16 protein-coding genes are annotated in these 15,502 nt (G+C 74.0%); 6 read left to right on the plus strand and 10 right to left on the minus strand.

The window, feature by feature from the left end; all coding sequences use genetic code 11:
• Nucleotides 1-27: 27 nt before the first annotated feature.
• Nucleotides 28-453 (minus strand): GNAT family N-acetyltransferase, encoded by a 426-nt coding sequence (locus ACZ3ZE_RS07825; RefSeq protein WP_467257932.1) that lies wholly within the window; start codon nt 451-453, stop codon nt 28-30.
• Between the two features lie 166 nt (nt 454-619).
• Here ACZ3ZE_RS07825 and ACZ3ZE_RS07830 point away from each other — a divergent pair, with 166 nt between their 5' ends.
• Genes ACZ3ZE_RS07830 through ACZ3ZE_RS07845 form a run of 4 tightly spaced genes read left to right on the plus strand, consistent with a single transcriptional unit; the run spans nt 620 to nt 3,515 of the window.
• On the plus strand, nt 620-1,969 hold the full coding sequence (locus ACZ3ZE_RS07830; RefSeq protein ID WP_361624471.1) for a diacylglycerol/lipid kinase family protein: 1,350 nt from the start codon (nt 620-622) through the stop codon (nt 1,967-1,969).
• A complete protein-coding gene (locus ACZ3ZE_RS07835) occupies nt 1,953-2,633 on the plus strand; it encodes a phosphatase PAP2 family protein (RefSeq protein WP_361173541.1) in 681 nt (226 codons plus the stop codon). Before ACZ3ZE_RS07830 ends, ACZ3ZE_RS07835 begins: the two co-directional genes overlap by 17 nt.
• Nucleotides 2,634-2,678: 45 nt before the next feature.
• Nucleotides 2,679-3,041, plus strand: coding sequence for a zinc ribbon domain-containing protein YjdM (locus ACZ3ZE_RS07840; protein ID WP_442305309.1), 363 nt, complete (start codon nt 2,679-2,681; stop codon nt 3,039-3,041).
• Between the two features lie 42 nt (nt 3,042-3,083).
• Nucleotides 3,084-3,515: a PPOX class F420-dependent oxidoreductase gene (locus ACZ3ZE_RS07845; protein WP_361173536.1), complete on the plus strand. Its 432-nt coding sequence runs from the start codon at nt 3,084-3,086 to the stop codon at nt 3,513-3,515.
• A gap of 68 nt (nt 3,516-3,583) precedes the next feature.
• On the opposite strand, the gene ACZ3ZE_RS07850 is transcribed toward ACZ3ZE_RS07845, so the two are convergent.
• From ACZ3ZE_RS07850 to ACZ3ZE_RS07890, 9 genes are all read right to left on the minus strand, one after another.
• Nucleotides 3,584-4,300 (minus strand): GntR family transcriptional regulator, encoded by a 717-nt coding sequence (locus tag ACZ3ZE_RS07850; protein ID WP_361173533.1) that lies wholly within the window; start codon nt 4,298-4,300, stop codon nt 3,584-3,586.
• Between the two features lie 40 nt (nt 4,301-4,340).
• On the minus strand, nt 4,341-5,372 hold the full coding sequence (locus ACZ3ZE_RS07855) for an ornithine cyclodeaminase family protein (RefSeq protein WP_361173530.1): 1,032 nt from the start codon (nt 5,370-5,372) through the stop codon (nt 4,341-4,343).
• Nucleotides 5,369-6,415: a proline racemase family protein gene (locus ACZ3ZE_RS07860; protein ID WP_361173527.1), complete on the minus strand. Its 1,047-nt coding sequence runs from the start codon at nt 6,413-6,415 to the stop codon at nt 5,369-5,371. Before ACZ3ZE_RS07860 ends, ACZ3ZE_RS07855 begins: the two co-directional genes overlap by 4 nt.
• Nucleotides 6,412-7,416: a proline racemase family protein gene (locus ACZ3ZE_RS07865; protein ID WP_361173524.1), complete on the minus strand. Its 1,005-nt coding sequence runs from the start codon at nt 7,414-7,416 to the stop codon at nt 6,412-6,414. Before ACZ3ZE_RS07865 ends, ACZ3ZE_RS07860 begins: the two co-directional genes overlap by 4 nt.
• Nucleotides 7,417-7,457: 41 nt before the next feature.
• A complete protein-coding gene (locus ACZ3ZE_RS07870; RefSeq protein WP_361624474.1) occupies nt 7,458-8,381 on the minus strand; it encodes a dihydrodipicolinate synthase family protein in 924 nt (307 codons plus the stop codon).
• 75 nt (nt 8,382-8,456) lie between these two features.
• Entirely contained in the window at nt 8,457-9,851 is a 1,395-nt protein-coding gene (locus ACZ3ZE_RS07875) for an FAD/NAD(P)-dependent oxidoreductase (RefSeq protein ID WP_467257935.1), read from the minus strand.
• Nucleotides 9,832-10,143 (minus strand): (2Fe-2S)-binding protein, encoded by a 312-nt coding sequence (locus tag ACZ3ZE_RS07880; RefSeq protein ID WP_361173514.1) that lies wholly within the window; start codon nt 10,141-10,143, stop codon nt 9,832-9,834. The genes ACZ3ZE_RS07875 and ACZ3ZE_RS07880 overlap by 20 nt, the downstream gene beginning before the upstream one ends.
• 25 nt (nt 10,144-10,168) lie before the next feature.
• Nucleotides 10,169-11,323 carry an NAD(P)/FAD-dependent oxidoreductase gene (locus ACZ3ZE_RS07885; protein ID WP_361173511.1) on the minus strand — a complete coding sequence of 385 codons (1,155 nt, stop codon included), beginning with the start codon at nt 11,321-11,323 and terminating at the stop codon, nt 10,169-10,171.
• 70 nt (nt 11,324-11,393) lie between these two features.
• On the minus strand, nt 11,394-13,754 hold the full coding sequence (locus tag ACZ3ZE_RS07890; protein ID WP_361624483.1) for a collagenase: 2,361 nt from the start codon (nt 13,752-13,754) through the stop codon (nt 11,394-11,396).
• Nucleotides 13,755-13,963: 209 nt separating this feature from the next.
• Here ACZ3ZE_RS07890 and ACZ3ZE_RS07895 point away from each other — a divergent pair, with 209 nt between their 5' ends.
• Together ACZ3ZE_RS07895 and ACZ3ZE_RS07900 are read left to right on the plus strand one after the other, a co-directional pair.
• Nucleotides 13,964-14,710 carry a hypothetical protein gene (locus ACZ3ZE_RS07895; RefSeq protein WP_361173505.1) on the plus strand — a complete coding sequence of 249 codons (747 nt, stop codon included), beginning with the start codon at nt 13,964-13,966 and terminating at the stop codon, nt 14,708-14,710.
• 59 nt (nt 14,711-14,769) lie between these two features.
• Nucleotides 14,770-15,363: a TetR/AcrR family transcriptional regulator gene (locus ACZ3ZE_RS07900; protein WP_361173502.1), complete on the plus strand. Its 594-nt coding sequence runs from the start codon at nt 14,770-14,772 to the stop codon at nt 15,361-15,363.
• Nucleotides 15,364-15,502 lie beyond the last annotated feature (139 nt).

Genomic DNA, 15,502 nt, shown 5'->3' on the forward strand with positions numbered 1-15,502 from the left:
CGGGACCGCCCACCGGACGCCCCGTCCTCAGGTGCGGTCGAGTTCCCGCACGTACCAGTCGACGACGGTGCCGTCCCGGTGGCTGATCTGGCCGCGCCGCAGGAACCCGGCGCGTCGTGCGACCGCCGCCGCGGCCGGATCGTCGGCGGGGGTCTGGATCACCGCGCGGCGGGCGCCCTCGCAGCGGGCGTGGGCGCACGCCAGCAGGACAGCGCGGGTGGCGAAGCCGCGGCCGCGGGCCTCGGGGTGCAGCCGGTAGGTCACGTCGACGTCGCCGTGGGCCAGTCCGGCGGCGGCGAACCGCAGTCCGACGCTTCCCACGCACCGCCCGGCCCGGATCCCGAAGGAACGGTACGGGTCGCGCGCCTCGGGTTCCGCTTCGGCGGGGGGCGGGGGCAGTAGGGTGACGACTCCGTCGGACAGCTTGGTGGCCTCGGGCAGCTCTGCAGGCATCTGTTCACGCACCCCAGCGATCCTTTCGCCTCTCCGCCGCCACCACAATCGGTATCCGGCCGGACCCGCCGAGGTGGCCTGCCGAGGCGTCACCCGAACGGACCCGTGGGTGGGGTACGGGGCCCGACGGGGTACGAGGCTGGGGTCGAGACATGGGGAGGCAGTGGTGAGTGAATCCGGTACGGGGGCGCGGGCCCGGTCCCGCGAGCGCCTGTTCGCGCGCTGTGCGCTGCTGGCGGCGGTGGCCGCGGTCGTCGCGCTGTTCGTCCCGTTCGGGGCCGGCGGCCTGCTGATCGTGTTCAGCGGTCTGGTGGGCCTCGTCCTGTGCGCGGCGGGCACCTGGTGGTTCCTGGCCCACCGCGGGCCCGTCCGGTTCCTGGGCGCGCTCCTCGCGGCCGGGGCGCCCGTCGGGCTGCTCGTCCTCTACATCCGGGGCGGCCTGTGGCCGACGGCCCTGCTCTCGCTCGGCCTGTGGGGCGTGGCCCTGTTCTGCGCCCGCGCGGCCCTGCCCCGGCCGCGCCCGCACCGTCCGGCGGCACCCGCGGCGCGCCCGCGGCGTCCCGTGCTGCTGATGAACCCGAAGTCGGGCGGCGGCAAGGTCGAACGCTTCGGCCTGGTCGAGCTGGCCGAGCGGCTCGGCGCGCGGGTGATCCTCCTGGAGCCGCCGGAGCCGGGCGGGCAGGCCGACGCCGAGGCGCTCGCCCGCCGGGCCGTCGCCGACGGCGCCGACCTGCTCGGCGTGGCGGGCGGCGACGGCACGCAGGCGCTGGTCGCGGCGGTCGCCGCCGAGCACGACCTGCCGTTCCTGGTGATCAGCGCCGGCACCCGCAACCACTTCGCCATGGACCTCGGCCTGGACCGCACCGACCCGTCCCGCTGCCTGGACGCCCTGACGGACGGTGAGGAGCTGCGGGTCGACCTGGGTGAGGTCGCGGGGCGCCCCTTCGTGAACACGGTCTCCTTCGGGGTGTACGCGGATGTCGTGCAGCGCCCCGAGTACCGGGACGCGAAGGCGGGCACGGCGCTGAACGCGATGCCCGAGCTGCTGGCCGGCGGCGAGGGCGGGCGCCTCGACGCCGAGGCCGACGACACCTCGCTCCGGGGCCAGCAGGCGCTGTTGATCAGCAACAACCCGTACGTCTCGCCCGACCCGCTCGGCGGCGGGCGGCGGCCCCGCCTGGACCGCGGCGAGCTGGGCGTCATCGCCGTCCGGGTGGAGGGCGCGGCGCAGGCCGCCGAGCTCGCCGTCCGCGGCACCCAGTCCACCGGCCTGAACGTCCTGACCGCCCACCGGGTCGAGGTCACCACCGAGGCCGACACCCTCCCGGTGGCCGTCGACGGCGAGGCGCTGACCCTGCCGACCCCCGTCCTGTGCACCCTGCGGCCGCGCGCCCTGCGCGTCCTCGTCCCGCGCGACCGCCCCGGGACCGCACCGCCCGTACCCCCGCTGAACTGGGGCCGGATCGTCATCCTGGCCTTCGGCCCCCGAGGAGAACACCATGCCCGAGCCCACTGACGGCCGGCCCCACGAGCAGCCGCACGAGCAGCCGCAGGGACAGCCTGCCGAACAGCCCGCCGAGCCCTTGGCCGAGACCCTCGCCGCCGCCGCGGGCCCCGGCCCCCGGGCCGTGCTCGCCGATCTGCGGGCGATCGACGGCGCCCTGTACGCGGCGGTGGCCGCGACCCCCACCCCGGCCCTGGACCGGGGGCTCCGGCGCCTCTCCCACGCGGCCGACAACTCCAAGATCTCCTTCGCCGTGGCCGCCGCGCTCGCCCTCGCCGGGGGCCGGGCCCGCTCGGCCGCGCTGGTCGGCGTCGGCGCGATCGCGGTGGCGTCGGCCTCGGCGAACCTGCTCGGCAAGCGGCTGGTGCGGCGCCCGCGGCCCGACCGGGAGGCGGCCCGGGTGACGGTGGACCGGCACGTGCCGATGCCGAGCTCGGCGTCCTTCCCGTCGGGGCACACCGCGTCGGCGGTCGCGTTCGCCACGGCGGTGGGCGTGGTCCTTCCGCCGGCCGCCGTCCCGCTGACCCTGCTGGCCTGGGCCGTCGGGTACTCGCGGGTCCACACGGGCGTCCACTACCCCGGTGACGTGGCGGGTGGCGCGGTGCTCGGTCTGGCCAGCGCCGGCGTGGCACTGGCCGGTGCGGGCGCGTGGGCGCGACGCCGAGAAGTCAGGTAATCGTCTCTTTTCGCGATGAAGCGGCCCGCCACTTACGATCTCCGGGTGAACGAGACCCTTCCCCCCTGCCCCCAGTGCTCCGGCGCCTACACGTACGAGATGGGCGCGCTCCTCGTGTGTCCCGAGTGCGGCCACGAGTGGACGGCCGGCGCGGCCGCCCCGGCCGGCGGCGACGCCGCGGCCGGGGAGCGGGTGGTGAAGGACGCGGTCGGCAACGTGCTCGCCGACGGCGACACCGTGACCGTGGTCAAGACCCTGAAGGTCAAGGGCAGCCCGAGCGGCATCAAGGCCGGCACCAAGGTCCGCAACATCCGTCTCGTGGACGGCGTCGACGGGCACGACATCGACTGCAAGGTCGACGGCTTCGGCCCGATGCAGCTCAAGTCCAGCGTCGTGAAGAAGGCCTGACCCGCGGGAACAAAGCGGCCCCGCGCGGGGCTTGGAACGACCATGACGACCTCAGGTTTCGACCCCCGCGAACTGCTCGCGAAGAGCCGGCTCGGCGTCCTCGCCACCCTCAAGGCCGACGGCCGCCCGCAGCTCTCCCCCGTCATGCCGTACTACGACCCGGCGACGGAGACGCTGTACGTGTCGATGACGGAGGGCCGCGCCAAGACGGCGAACCTGCGCCGCGACCCGCGCGCGGCCCTGGAGGTCACCAGCGGCGACGGGCGGTCCTGGGCGACCGCCGAGGGCACGGTGACGCTCACCGGCCCCGGCACCGACCCGCACGGGCCGGAGGTCGAGGCCTTGGTGGAGTACTACCGACTGGCCGCCGGTGAGCACCCCGACTGGGACGAGTACCGGGCGGCGATGGTGGCCGACGGACGGGTGCTGATGCGCATGCCCGTCGACCACGTGTACGGCCAGAGCATGCGCTGAGCCCCGGAGCCGCCGAGGCATACCTCGGCGGCTCCTCGACGGCTCCCCAGCAGCTCCGGCGCCCGCTCTCAGCCCTTGCGGACCTGGCCCAGCCGCCCGGCGGGGCGCTCGACCGGCTCGTCGCGGGCCTCGGCCCACAGTGAGCGCACATGGCCCAGGTGCCGGTGCATGCAGGACTCGGCGCCCTTCACGTCCCCGGCGATCATCAGGTCGAGGAGCTCGACGTGCTCCTCGGCCGAGGAGACCAGCTTGCCGGCCTCGTCGAGGCCGGTGAGCCCGTACAGCCGGGAGCGCTTGCGCAGGTCCCCGACGGTCTCCACCAGCCGGTCGTTCCCGGCCAGGCCGAGCAGCGTGAGGTGGAAGAGCCGGTCCGCCTCCAGGTAGCCGATGAGGTTGTGCTCACGGGCGTTGCGGACGATCTCCAGGGCGAGCGGCCGCAGCGCCTCCAGCTGCTCGGGCGTGGCCAGTTCGGTGACCCGGCCGATCGTCGGGACCTCGATCAGCATGCGCAGCTCGGTGCACTGGTCGAGCTCGCGCTCGCTGACCTCCGTGATCCGGAAGCCCTTGTTGCGGACCGGCTCGACCAGGCCCTCGCGGGCGAGGTCGAGCATGGCTTCGCGCACCGGTGTGGCCGACACGCCGAGTTCGGCGGCCAGGCCGGGCGCCGAATAGACGCTTCCCGGCCGTAGTTCGCCCGCTATCAAAGCGGCCCTGAGCGCGTGACCGACCTGGTCGCGCAGCCGTTCCTGGGCCTTGATGAGACTGTGCTGCTTCAGGTCACCCACGCTGTTCCTCCGAGAACTAGCAGGAGGACAGCGTACAATGTCACGTTTCGCTGCCGGACCCTCCGTCCCCTTCCGGCATATCCGACGCCTCGGACGTATCCGACGCCTCAGGCGCCCCAGACGTCCCAGACGCCTCCGCGAGGGCGGCCCGGTACACCGCGACCGCCACCGCCAGATCCTCCCAGGCCATGCCGACGCTCTTGAAGAGGCGCGGGACCTCGGGATCCGCCGGGGCGCGCCCGGCGGCCAGGTCGGCGAGGGTGCCGGTGATGTGGCCCGGGCCGACCGCGCCCTCGGCTTCGGGGATCAGCAGGTCCCCGGCCTCGCGCAGCGCCGCCGCCCGCGACTCGACGTACACCTCGGCCCTGCGGACCAGGGCGGTGTCGACCTCGCGGGCGTCCGGCTCGTGCGAGCCGACGGCGACGACGGTGGCGCCCGGCGGCACCAGCCGCCCGTCGAAGAGCGGTTCGCGGGCCGTGGTGCAGCACACCACGAGGTCCGCCCCCGCCACGTCCCACGCCGTGCCGGTACGGGCCTTCGGCACGCCGAGCCCCTCGGCGTACGCGGCCAGCCGCCGGGCACCCTCCGGGTTGCGGGCGACGACGACCGTCTCGGCGAGCTCCCGTACCGCGAGCACCGCGTCGAGGTGGGCGAAGGCCTGCGGGCCCGAGCCGAAGAGCACCAGGCGCAGCGGCCCGTCCGCCCGGGCGAGGTGCCGGACCGCCAGGGCGGAGACGGCCGGGGTGCGCAGCGAGGTGAGCGCGGCGCCGTCGAGCAGGGCGACGGGGCGGAGGGTGGGGCCGTCGAGGAGGAGGTAGCTGCCGGTGATGCGGGGCAGCCCGAGGGCCGCGTTGCCGGGTGCGACACCGGCGACCTTCACCCCGGCCCAGGCTTCCGAGGCCGCGGGCATCAGCAGCAGTTCGCCGCCGGGCACCGGCAGCGCGGTCCGCTGCGGGCAGGTCTCCGGGTCGAGGCCCTCGGCGAGCACCCCTGCCAGCGCGTCGACGGCGCCGGCCGGGGAGAGCAGCCGTGCCACGGCCGGGGCGTCGATCCAGAGCGGGGCGCCCGTCACAGGGGGAACCCCGAGCCGAGCGTGTCGTACGGGTCGAGCGTGAAGAGGTGCTCGCCGGTGCGGTGGGCGGTGCCGGTCACGGTGGTGACCAGTCCGTCCGGCGTGTCCCCGCCGGGCGCGATCCGGCCGGTGAACACGGTGTCCACGAGGGAGGTGTGGGTCAGCGTGTCGCCCTCCTTCAGGCGTCCCTCGTCGGCGAGGAGGGCGAGCCGGGTGGAGGTGCCGGAGCCGCAGGGCGAGCGGTCGATCTGGCCGTCGGCGAAGACGGTGACGTTCCGCTGGCTGGGCCCGGCCGGGGTGTCGGGGAGCTCCTCGTACAGGATCACGCCGTACACCCCGGACAGCAGGGGGTCGTCCGGATGGCGGGTGGCCGGGTGGCCGGCGAGGCCCGCCCGGATCTCCCGGCCGGCGGCCACGAGCTCGGTCAGGTCGGCGCGGTCGACGCGCAGGCCGAGGTCGCGGGCGGCGACCGAGGCGTAGCAGGCGCCGGCGTGCGCGAGGTCGACCTGGACCGTGCCGCGGCTCGTGGCCACCGGGACGCCCCGGCCGGACACGCGGGCCGGGACGTTGCGGAAGGTGACACCGGTGGTGCGGCCTCCCGCGCGGTGGACGGTCGCGGTGACCCGTCCTGACGGGACGTCGATCCGCACCTCGACGTCCCGTCCGTTCTCCGGGGCGGCGACCAGGCCGGAGTCCACGGCCCAGGCGCCGAGCGCGATGGTGCCGTGGCCGCAGGCGGTCGAGTAGCCGTCCTTGTGCCAGAACAGGACGCCGAGGTGCGCCCCGTCGTCGTCCGGGGGCACGACGAAGCCGCCGTACATGCCGGCGTGGCCGCGCGGTTCCTGGACGAGCAGCCGGCGCAGGCCGTCCAGCGGGCCGGGCCGGGGCGCCGTGCCGTTGCCGGCCGGGCCGAGGAGGGTGGCGCGGCGCTCGGCGACGGTGTCGCCGGGCACGGGCGGCAGGCCGGCGGCGGCGAGGTCGACGATCCGGAAGGGTTCGCCGGCCGTGTGGTAGTCGGTGGTCCGCACCTCCGTGGAGCTCACAGCAGGAATCCCGCCGGGAAGGGGTCGGTCGGGTCGAGGAAGTACTGGCCGGTGCCGGTGATCCAGGCCCGTCCGGTGACGGTGGGCACGATGGCGGGGAGTCCGGCGATCGTGGTCTCGCCGACGATCCGGCCGGTGAACTCGGTCCCGATGAAGGACTCGTTGACGAAGTCCTGGTCCGGGCCGAGCAGTCCGCGGGCGTGCAGCTGGGCCATCCGGGCGCTGGTGCCCGTGCCGCACGGGGAGCGGTCGAACCAGCCGGGGTGGATCGCCATGGCGTGCTTCGAGCGGTGCCCGTCGGAGCCGGGGGCGGCCAGGTAGACGTGCTTGACGCCGCTCTGCCGCGGGTCCTCCGGGTGGACCGGGCGGTCCGGGCCCGCGTTGATCGTGTCCATGAGGGACAGACCGAAGGCGAGCAGGTCGTCCTTGCGGGCCCGGTCGAAGGGCAGGCCGATCGAGTCGAGCTCTACGAAGGCGTAGAAGTTGCCGCCGTACGCGAGGTCGTAGGTGACCGTGCCGTAGCCGGGGACCTCGGCCTTGAGGTCGAGGCCGGCGCTGAAGGCGGGGACGTTGGTGAGGGTGACGGAGCGGGCGGCGCCGTCCTCGACCTTGACGTCCACGCTGACCAGTCCCGCCGGGGTGTCGAGCCGGACGGTGGTGACCGGCTCGCTGACCGGGACCATGCCGGTCTCGACCAGGACGGTGGCGACCCCGATGGTGCCGTGGCCGCACATCGGCAGCAGGCCGGAGACCTCGATGAAGAGGACTCCGTAGTCCGCGTCGGGGCGGGTGGGCGGCTGGAGGATGGCGCCGCTCATCGCGGAGTGCCCGCGCGGCTCGAACATCAGCAGCGTGCGCAGGTGGTCCAGGTTCTCGATGAAGTGGACGCGCTTCTCCGCCATGGTGGCGCCGGGGATCACCCCCACTCCCCCGGTGATCACGCGGGTCGGCATGCCCTCGGTGTGCGAGTTGACCGCGTGGTAGACGTGACTGGTGCGCATGGTTCCCCTCGGTCGCTGGTGGGCGTCGGTACGGCGGGCTGTCAGTGGTGGCCGTCGGCCAGGGCCTTCTCGGTGGCGGAGCGGACGGCCGTCAGCGTCTCACCCGTGAGCGGGAGACGCGGCGGACGGGTGGCGCCGCCGGGGCGGCCGGCCAGGTCCATCGACAACTTGATGGCCTGGACGAACTCGGTCTTGGAGTCCCAGCGGAGCAGCGAGTGCAGCGACGTGTAGAGGGGCAGCGCGGTGGTCAGGTCGCCCGCGACGGCGGCGTGGTACAGCGCGGAGCAGGAGGCGGGGAAGGCGTTCGGGTAGCCGGCGATCCAGCCGACGGCACCGGCCAGGGCCAGCTCCAGGAGGACGTCGTCCGCGCCGATCAGCAGGTCCAGTTCCGGGGCCAGTTCGGCGATCTCGTACGCGCGGCGCACGTCCCCGCTGAACTCCTTGACGGCCACGATGTTCCCGTCGGCGTGCAACCGGGCGAGCAGGCGCGGGGTCAGGTCGACCTTGGTGTCGATGGGGTTGTTGTACGCGACGATCGGGAGTCCGGCCTTCGCCACGTCCGCGTAGTGGGCCCGGACGGCCTCCTCGTCGGCGCGGAAGGCGTTCGGGGGCAGCAGCAGGACCGAACCGGCGCCCGCCTCGGCGGCCTGCTCGGCCCAGCGGCGCGACTCGGCGCTGCCGTAGGCGGCGACGCCGGGCATCACCCTGGCGCCGTCACCGGCGGCCTCGACGGCGGTGCGGACGACGCGGGCCCGCTCCTCGTCGGTCAGCGTCTGGTACTCGCCCAGCGAGCCGTTGGGCACCACGCCGTCGCAGCCGTTGTCGATGAGCCAGCGGACGTGGTCCGCGTAGGCGTCGAAGTCGACGGAGCGGTCCTCGCGCAGGGGCAGGGCGGTGGCGACCATGATGCCGCGCCAGGGGCGGGCGGGGGTCCAGGTGCCGGTGGTGGTGGTGCTGTCAGACATAAGAGGACTCCTTTGTAGTGTGTGACATTTTACTGAGTGGTGTGGGGCGGCCACAAGAGGGCAGCCCGGACGAGATCAGACTTCGTCGGAGGGGAGTTCGGCCAGATGCCGGAGCGGGACCGGGCACGCGAGCGGTCGGCGGTCCGGGGTCGCCCCCGCGCCGCAGAGCGCCGCCACCGCGGGGCCGCACATCCGCCCCTGGCACCAGCCCATGCCGGCCCGGGTCAGGAGTTTGACCGTACGGGGGTCACGGGCGCCCAACTCCTCGACGGCCTCCCGGATGTGACCCGCCCCCACCTCCTCGCAGCGGCACACGTCCGTGTTCTCCCGGAGCCAGGCCGTCCAGCCCTCGCCGGGGCGGTGCGCCGCGCCCATCGCGTCCGCGAAGGCGCGCAGGCGGTTCCGGGTGCGGCGGAGGCGCGCCGTGGCCTCGCGCCGCGGCGCCCGGCCGAGACTCTCGGCGATCGCGTGGGCCGCCAGTTCGCCTTCGGTCAGGGCGAGTTGCGCGCCGCCGATGCCGCCGGTCTCGCCCGCCCCCCAGATGCCGGGGACCGAGGTGCGCTGGTCCCCCGAGAGCGCCAGCGCGATGGTGCCGTCGGTCGCCGTCCTGGTGGCGCAGCCCAGGCTGGTGGCCAGGGAGAGTTCGGGGACCAGGCCGTGGCCCACCGCCAGCGCGTCGCACGGGATCCGGCGGGCGGTGCCGGGGACGGGCCGCCAGTCGCGGTCCAGCCGCGCGACCGTCACGGCCTCGACCCGGTCCGTGCCGTGCGCCTCGACCACGGCGTGCCGGGTGAGCGGGCGCACGTGGTGGCGGGCGAGCGCGGCGCCGTAGCGGGCGCCCTCGATCAGCTTCGCCGGGTTGCGCAGGAGCGTGCCGGTGCTGCGGGCGTACCCGCCGTACGCGGCGGCCTCCACCACCGCGGGGACGCGGGCGCCGGCGGCGGCGAGGGTGGCCGCGACGGCGAGGAGCAGCGGGCCGCTGCCCGCCACGACGACGCGCCGGCCGGGGAGCACCAGGCCGCTCTTCAGCATCGCCTGCGCCCCGCCGGCTCCGACCACGCCGGGCAGGGTCCAGCCGGGGAAGGGGAGTTGGCGTTCGTACGCGCCGGTGGCGAGCAGGACGGCGCTCGCGTGGACGGTGACGGGTGTCTCGTCGCTCCTGCGGGCGTGCAGGGTCCAGCCCTGGCCGTTCGGCAGGACCGCCCAGACGTGGGACTCCGGTTGGTGGTCGATCCGGCCGGCCGCGCGCAGCCGCTCCTCGCGGGAGGCGAAGGCCTGCCAGTCGTGGTGCAGGGCCTGCGGGCGCTCGGCGCCCAGCTCGGGGGCGGGGCTGCGGTAGTACTGGCCGCCGGGGCGTCGGCCCGCGTCCAGGAGGACCACGGACAGGCCCAGTTCGGCGGCGGTCACGGCGGCGGCGAGCCCCGCGGGGCCCGCGCCGACGATCGCGAGATCAGCAGCCGAGTTCGGCACGGCCGGTTCCCTCCTGGGTGGTGATCGTGTCGCCCGGGTTCGCCGGGACCAGGCAGGCCCGCTGGTTGGGGCGCCCGTTGACGGTGACCAGGCAGTCGAAGCACTGGCCGATCCCGCAGAAGACGCCTCGCGGCGCCGCGTTCTCGCGGGTGGTGCGCCAGGCCAGGATGCCCGCGGACCAGAGGACCGCGGCGATGGACTGGCCGGACTGTACGGGGAGTTCGCGTCCGTCGAAGGTGACGGTGTGCGTGGCGGCGGGCGTGCCGCCCACCAGGTCGCGCGGGGTGGTCATCGGGGTGCTCCGTGGGTGGGTCGCCTCATGCCTCTGTCTCCTCGCCGAAGTCCCGGTCCGGGCGGAACGGGGCCGGGTCCATGGGCGGTTCCGTGCCTGCGAGCCGCGCCGCGACGATCGCGCCCGTCCCGGGGGCCAGGCCGATGCCCGCGCCCTCGTGGCCGCACGCGTGGTGCAGGCCCGGGACCCTGGGGTCGGCGCCGATGGCGGGCAGGTGGTCGGGGAGGTAGGGGCGGAAGCCGTGGTAGACCCGCTGGACGTCCACCTGGGCCAGGACCGGGAAGAGCGCCTGGGCCTGGGCCGCCAGGCGGCGCAGGGCCTCCGTGGACAGCGTGCGGTCGAAGCCCACGCGTTCCCGGGTGGCGCCGATCAGGACCGGGCCCGAGGGGGTGCCCTCGACGACCGCGGAGGACTGGAGGGACGCGGAGTCGCTCGCCACGTCGGCCACGTAGTCGGCCGCGTAGACCTTGTGGCGGACGACGCGGGGCAGCGGCTCGGTGACGAGGACGAAGCCGCGGCGGGGCAGCACGGGGAGGTGCGTGCCCGCGAGGCGGGCGATCTCGCCGCCCCAGGTGCCCGCCGCGTTCACCACGGCGGGGGCGAGGAGTTCACGGCGCGGGGTGCGGACGCCGCGGACGGCGCCGGTGGCGTCGGTGAGGATCTCCGTCACCTGTTCGCCCAGGTGGACCTCGGCACCGGAGGCCGCCAGGAGGCGGGCGGCCGCCTTGGCGGGCTGGACCTGGGCGTCCTGCGGGTAGTGGAAGGCGCCGGCCAGGCCGGGCGCCAGGTGGGGTTCGAGGTCGTGGAGCCGGTCGGCGGTCACCTCGGCGTGCTCGACTCCGGCGGCCCGCTGGCCCTCCGCGTAGGTGCGGAGGGCCTTCAGGGTGGTCTCGTCGGGCGCCACGACGAGACCGCCCTTGGGCTCGTACTCGGTGTCCGGCAGTTCGCCGGCCAGCTCGCGCCACAGTCTTGTGGACAGCAGCGCGAGGTCGAGCTCGGGACCCGCCTCCTTGTCGGAGACGAGCAGGTTTCCTTCCCCGGCACCTGTGGTGCCGCCCGCGACGGGACCGCGGTCGACGACGGCGACGGAGAGGCCGGAGCGGGCCGCGTAGAACGCGCAGGCGGCTCCGACGACGCCGGCACCGATGATCACGGCATCCAGGGAGTGTCTCTTGGGCACGGCAGTAATATGTCACATTCTTCAGACGGTGCCCAGGCCCCTGAGGGCCTGGGCACGGATCGGCGGATTCCTAGCTGCGGAGCGGGCCCTCGCAGGTGAAGGCGGAGGTGCCCGCGACCCTGCTGGACCAGACCTCCACCGCTCCGAAGGAGCAGTTCATGTCGGCCAGGTTGTTCGAGGCCGCGCCGGCCCGGTCGAGGATGAAGTAGTCGACCGTCTCGGACATGTCCTTGAAGACCTGGTCCTGGTTGTTGGCGTCCTTCAGGTTGGCGGTGATCCGGCCCGTACAGACGAAGCGCTTCTTGCCGGGGTCGCCGTTCTCCACGCAGTCGGGGTTGTTGTACGTGGCCGTGGAGAAGGCGGAGCGGACCGCCGCGGCCGTCGAGTCGCGCAGCTGCTCGTTGGGCGTGAAGGTGGTGTTCGGCACGTACAACTTGTCGACCTGGGCGATCTGGGTGTCCAGGAAGCGGTCGTACGCGGCCTGGAGGCCCGGGTCGGCGCTGAGCCGGTTGCGCCAGGCGTCGTAGCCGGCCACGTCGTTGGCGCGCAGGTTGGTGTACATCTCGCGCAGCAGGGCCGGGCGCTCGGTCCACAGGAACTCGAAGAACGTGCCCGCGTAGTTGTAGAAGCGGAAGCCGTCGCCGTCGTAGGTGGCGTGCAGGAGCTGCCCGACGCTCATGCGCGGGCCGCCGCCGGCGGTGTCGTTGATGATGCCGCGGACCAGGGACTTGCGCACGGCGATGCCGTTGTCGCGGGTGGCGCCGTCGAAGAACTCGGCGGTGCCCTCGTCCATGGCGGTGGTGCGGTCGTTCTGGTACCAGGGGCCCTGGCCGAAGGTGCCGGGGACCGCCCAGCGGCCGTTGAGGTAGTGGGTGTACTCGTGCCGGAAGAGCTCTTCCAGGGTGAGGCTGGAGTCCTGCGGGACGCGGCGCTGGTACGTGTAGAAGGTGGCGCCGTTCTCGATGTAGATGCCGCCGTTGTTGGTGCTGTAGCCGGTCAGGACCGGGTGGTAGATCTCGTAGTCGGCGCGCGAGGCGTAGAGCACGATGTTGAGGGTGCTGTTGGTGTCGCCCGCGAGCGGCTGCTCGGTACCGAGCACGCGGTGGAACTGCGACTTGACCTGCTTGCTGGCGTAGTAGAGCTGGTCGACGGTGGCCCGGTCCAGGGCCGTGCGGACCTTGATGCCGCCGTTGTCGTACGTGTACGTGTTGGGGAACAGCTTCTTCTCGATGTCGGCCTTGCAGACGCCGTACGGCGCGCAGGCCTCGTAGAAGTTCAGCCAGGAGACGACCGAGCCCCACGGCGCGCTGCCGTAGCCGAAGGTGGACTGGACGGTGCCGAGGACGGTGCCGAGGTCGGCGGCGATGCTGTCCTTGAGGCCGTCGATCTGCCCGAAGCGGCCGTACTCGTTGAGCGCGTCGCGGACGACCCAGGCGTTGGCCGTGCCCTTGAGGTGGGTGTAGCCGGCGAAGGCCTTGAACGTGGCGCGGTAGGCGGGGTCGGCCTTCGCCGCCGCCTGGAAGGCCGCGTCCCGGTTGCCCGGGTAGACGCCCAGGTAGTTGGTCGAGAGGCCGGCGAGGGCCGCGCCCGCCCAGGCGGCGTCCTGGTTGGTCGCGGTGTGCGACGGGTCCATGGTGGCGAGCACCCGGGTGATGAGGCCCAGCTGGTGCTGGCGCAGGCCGGGGCCGCTGCCTGCGGTGAGGGCCTCGCGCAGGGTGCGGGCGTTGGAGGGGGTGACGTCGAAGCTGCGGGCGGCGTTGCCGAAGTCGGCGATCGCCCGGCGCATCGCGTCGACGGTGGGGGCGTCGGTCACGTCTATCTCGGTGCGCGAGAAGTCGTGGAAGACGACGGCGTGGAGGTAGGTGAACATCTCCTCCAGGTTCGAGGAGTTGGTGCCGTCGTGCGTGGCGGAGAGCGCCGAGATCCGGCGGGAGACGGCCTGGACGTGCGCGTCGGACATGACGGGGGCCAGGCGGGCGTCCCAGCGCCAGATCAGGTTGCGCAGACACCCGTCGGCGGTGACGGCCTTGTCGGCGAGGAAGTCCGCGAACTGCTCCGGCGAGAGGCCGGTGATGCCGTCCAGGGTGCAGGGCACGCCGGACGCGAGGGTGGGGGCCTCGGCGGTGCGGGCGGCGGACCGCTGGGCGGCCTGCGCGGTGCTCTTCGCGGGGCCCGGGACGCGGGCCTCGGTGCCGCCGCCGGGGGCGGGGGCCGGGGCGGGCTGGTGGGGCTTGGCGTCGGCGAGGTGGTCGACCTCGTCGAAGGGGTTCGCGCCGGTGGCGGGGCCGGCGGCGAACGCGGCGGGGGCGGCGGGGGCCGCCGCCGGGCGCTCGGGGGCCGCCTGGCCGACGGCCTGACCGGCGGAGGCGACGAGGGTCACCGCGATGGCGGTGGCAAGGAGGGTGGAACGCACGGCCTTGTGCTGGTTCACCTGGGGACTCCAAGTCGGTACGGAAACGTGGGGGCACACGGCCGGAAAGTCCCTGGCTCACTCGGGACTTGACGGAGTACCGTCACCGTGTGAGCTGTAACATAGTAATGTGAAATTGCACTGACAACCCCCGTGCACCGGTGAGTTCCCTTCGGTTCACGAAAGTGTCGGTGGAGCCCCGGTCGCCCGACGGCCTCTAGGCTCTGCGCGTGAGTGAGGGCGAGCGGTCCGGCGCGGAGCGAATGATGCTGATGGCGGCCCTGTTCGCCGTCCCCGTACTGAAGTTGTCCTGGACCCTCGGCGGCGGCACCGCCGCCCGGGAGGCCCTGGACACCATGGGCCCGAAGAACTGGCTCGACGTCATGAGCGGCATGTTCCTCTTCGAGCCGCTGCTCTCCACCGTGCTCGGGGTGTCCGCCGCCCGGGCCTTCTACCTGTATCTCGGCGAACACGGCCGCGGCCCGGCCCACCCCGGCCGGGGGGTGGCGGCGACGGCGGCCTCCGCGGCGATCGTGCCGGGCGCCCTGGCGCTCGTGATCGGGGCGCTCAACGGGTGGGCATGGGCCCTGACGGCGGGCGCCGTCGCCTACGCCCTGCGCCTCGGCGTCCTGCTCGACCACCGCACCGGCCGGTACGCGGGCGGCCATCGGCGCACCCGCGCCGCGGGCCCGCTGCACCGGACGGCCGACGCGGTGTGGGGCGCGGGCCTCGCCCTCACCCTGGTCGCCCTGCCCCTGCTGGCCCTGGCGGCGGCGCTGGACGGGCGATCCTGGGCCGGCACCGTGCGGTGCTCCGTGAACACCGGCGCCGGCTCCTCCCGCGTCCGGCTGATCGAGTTCGAGCGCGAGGGCGGGGGCGTGGTCGGCTGGGACGTCACCGACGGCGGCGTCGTCAACGGGGTCGACTGCGCCGGGGACGAGGACGACGTGATCCGCGAGCCCTGGTGGCGCATCTGAGATCCCCGGGCGCTGCGGTTACCCTGTCGGCCCTGGTGGAGCCGATACGAGGAGGAACCATGGCGCGGATGCCGTCGGCGGAACGGCGCCGGCAGCTGGTCGAGGCGGCGGTGCGGGCGATGGCCAGGGACGGCGTGGCCCGGACGACGACCCGGTCGATCTGCGCCGAGGCGGGCGTCTCGCTGAGCGTCTTCCACTACTGCTTCGAGTCCAAGCAGGCCCTCCTGGAGGCGGCGATCGAGTCGATCACCGACACGTACGTCGCCCATGTGATGGCGAAGGTCGAGCCGAGGGCGACGTTGCGCGAGACGGTCCGGGGCGCGCTCGGCACGTACTGGGACCATGTGACGGCCCATCCGGCCGAGCACATGCTGACGTACGAGCTCACCCAGCACGCCCTGCGCGAGGAGGGGTTCGAGCATCTGGCGCGGGCCCAGTACGAGCAGTACGTGGCCTCGGGGACCACGCTGCTCGAACAGGTCTGCGCGGTGTGCGAGGTCGAGCCGCGGGTGCCGATGAGCCTGCTCGCGCACCTGCTCGCGGCGATGATCGACGGACTGACGCTGCAGTACCTGGTGCTGGGCGACGAACGGACGGCCGCGGCGCTGCTCGACGCGACGGCCGAACAGCTGGTCTCCCTGATCGGGGGCTGACGGATCATCAACAGGTCATTTGACCCGGACTCTTGACTCACTCGTCGATCCTCGCGATCCTCGGGCCCAGCCGCTGTTACCGCAAGAAACACCCGGCGGCGCCCCAGCCCGGTTTCACCCCCATGACCGAAGGCATCGC

This window comes from Streptomyces sp. NPDC023157 (assembly GCF_055560575.1).

Excerpts from the sequence above, each read along its gene's own strand:
- ACZ3ZE_RS07900 (WP_361173502.1), top strand. The coding sequence starts at position 14,770 with ATGGCGCGGATGCCGTCGGCGGAACGGCGCCGGCAGCTGGTCGAGGCG.
- ACZ3ZE_RS07865 (WP_361173524.1), bottom strand. The coding sequence starts at position 7,416 with ATGCGCACCAGTCACGTCTACCACGCGGTCAACTCGCACACCGAGGGC.
- ACZ3ZE_RS07880 (WP_361173514.1), bottom strand. The coding sequence starts at position 10,143 with ATGACCACCCCGCGCGACCTGGTGGGCGGCACGCCCGCCGCCACGCAC.
- ACZ3ZE_RS07845 (WP_361173536.1), top strand. The coding sequence starts at position 3,084 with ATGACGACCTCAGGTTTCGACCCCCGCGAACTGCTCGCGAAGAGCCGG.
- ACZ3ZE_RS07835 (WP_361173541.1), top strand. The coding sequence starts at position 1,953 with ATGCCCGAGCCCACTGACGGCCGGCCCCACGAGCAGCCGCACGAGCAG.
- ACZ3ZE_RS07825 (WP_467257932.1), bottom strand. The coding sequence starts at position 453 with ATGCCTGCAGAGCTGCCCGAGGCCACCAAGCTGTCCGACGGAGTCGTC.
- ACZ3ZE_RS07870 (WP_361624474.1), bottom strand. The coding sequence starts at position 8,381 with ATGTCTGACAGCACCACCACCACCGGCACCTGGACCCCCGCCCGCCCC.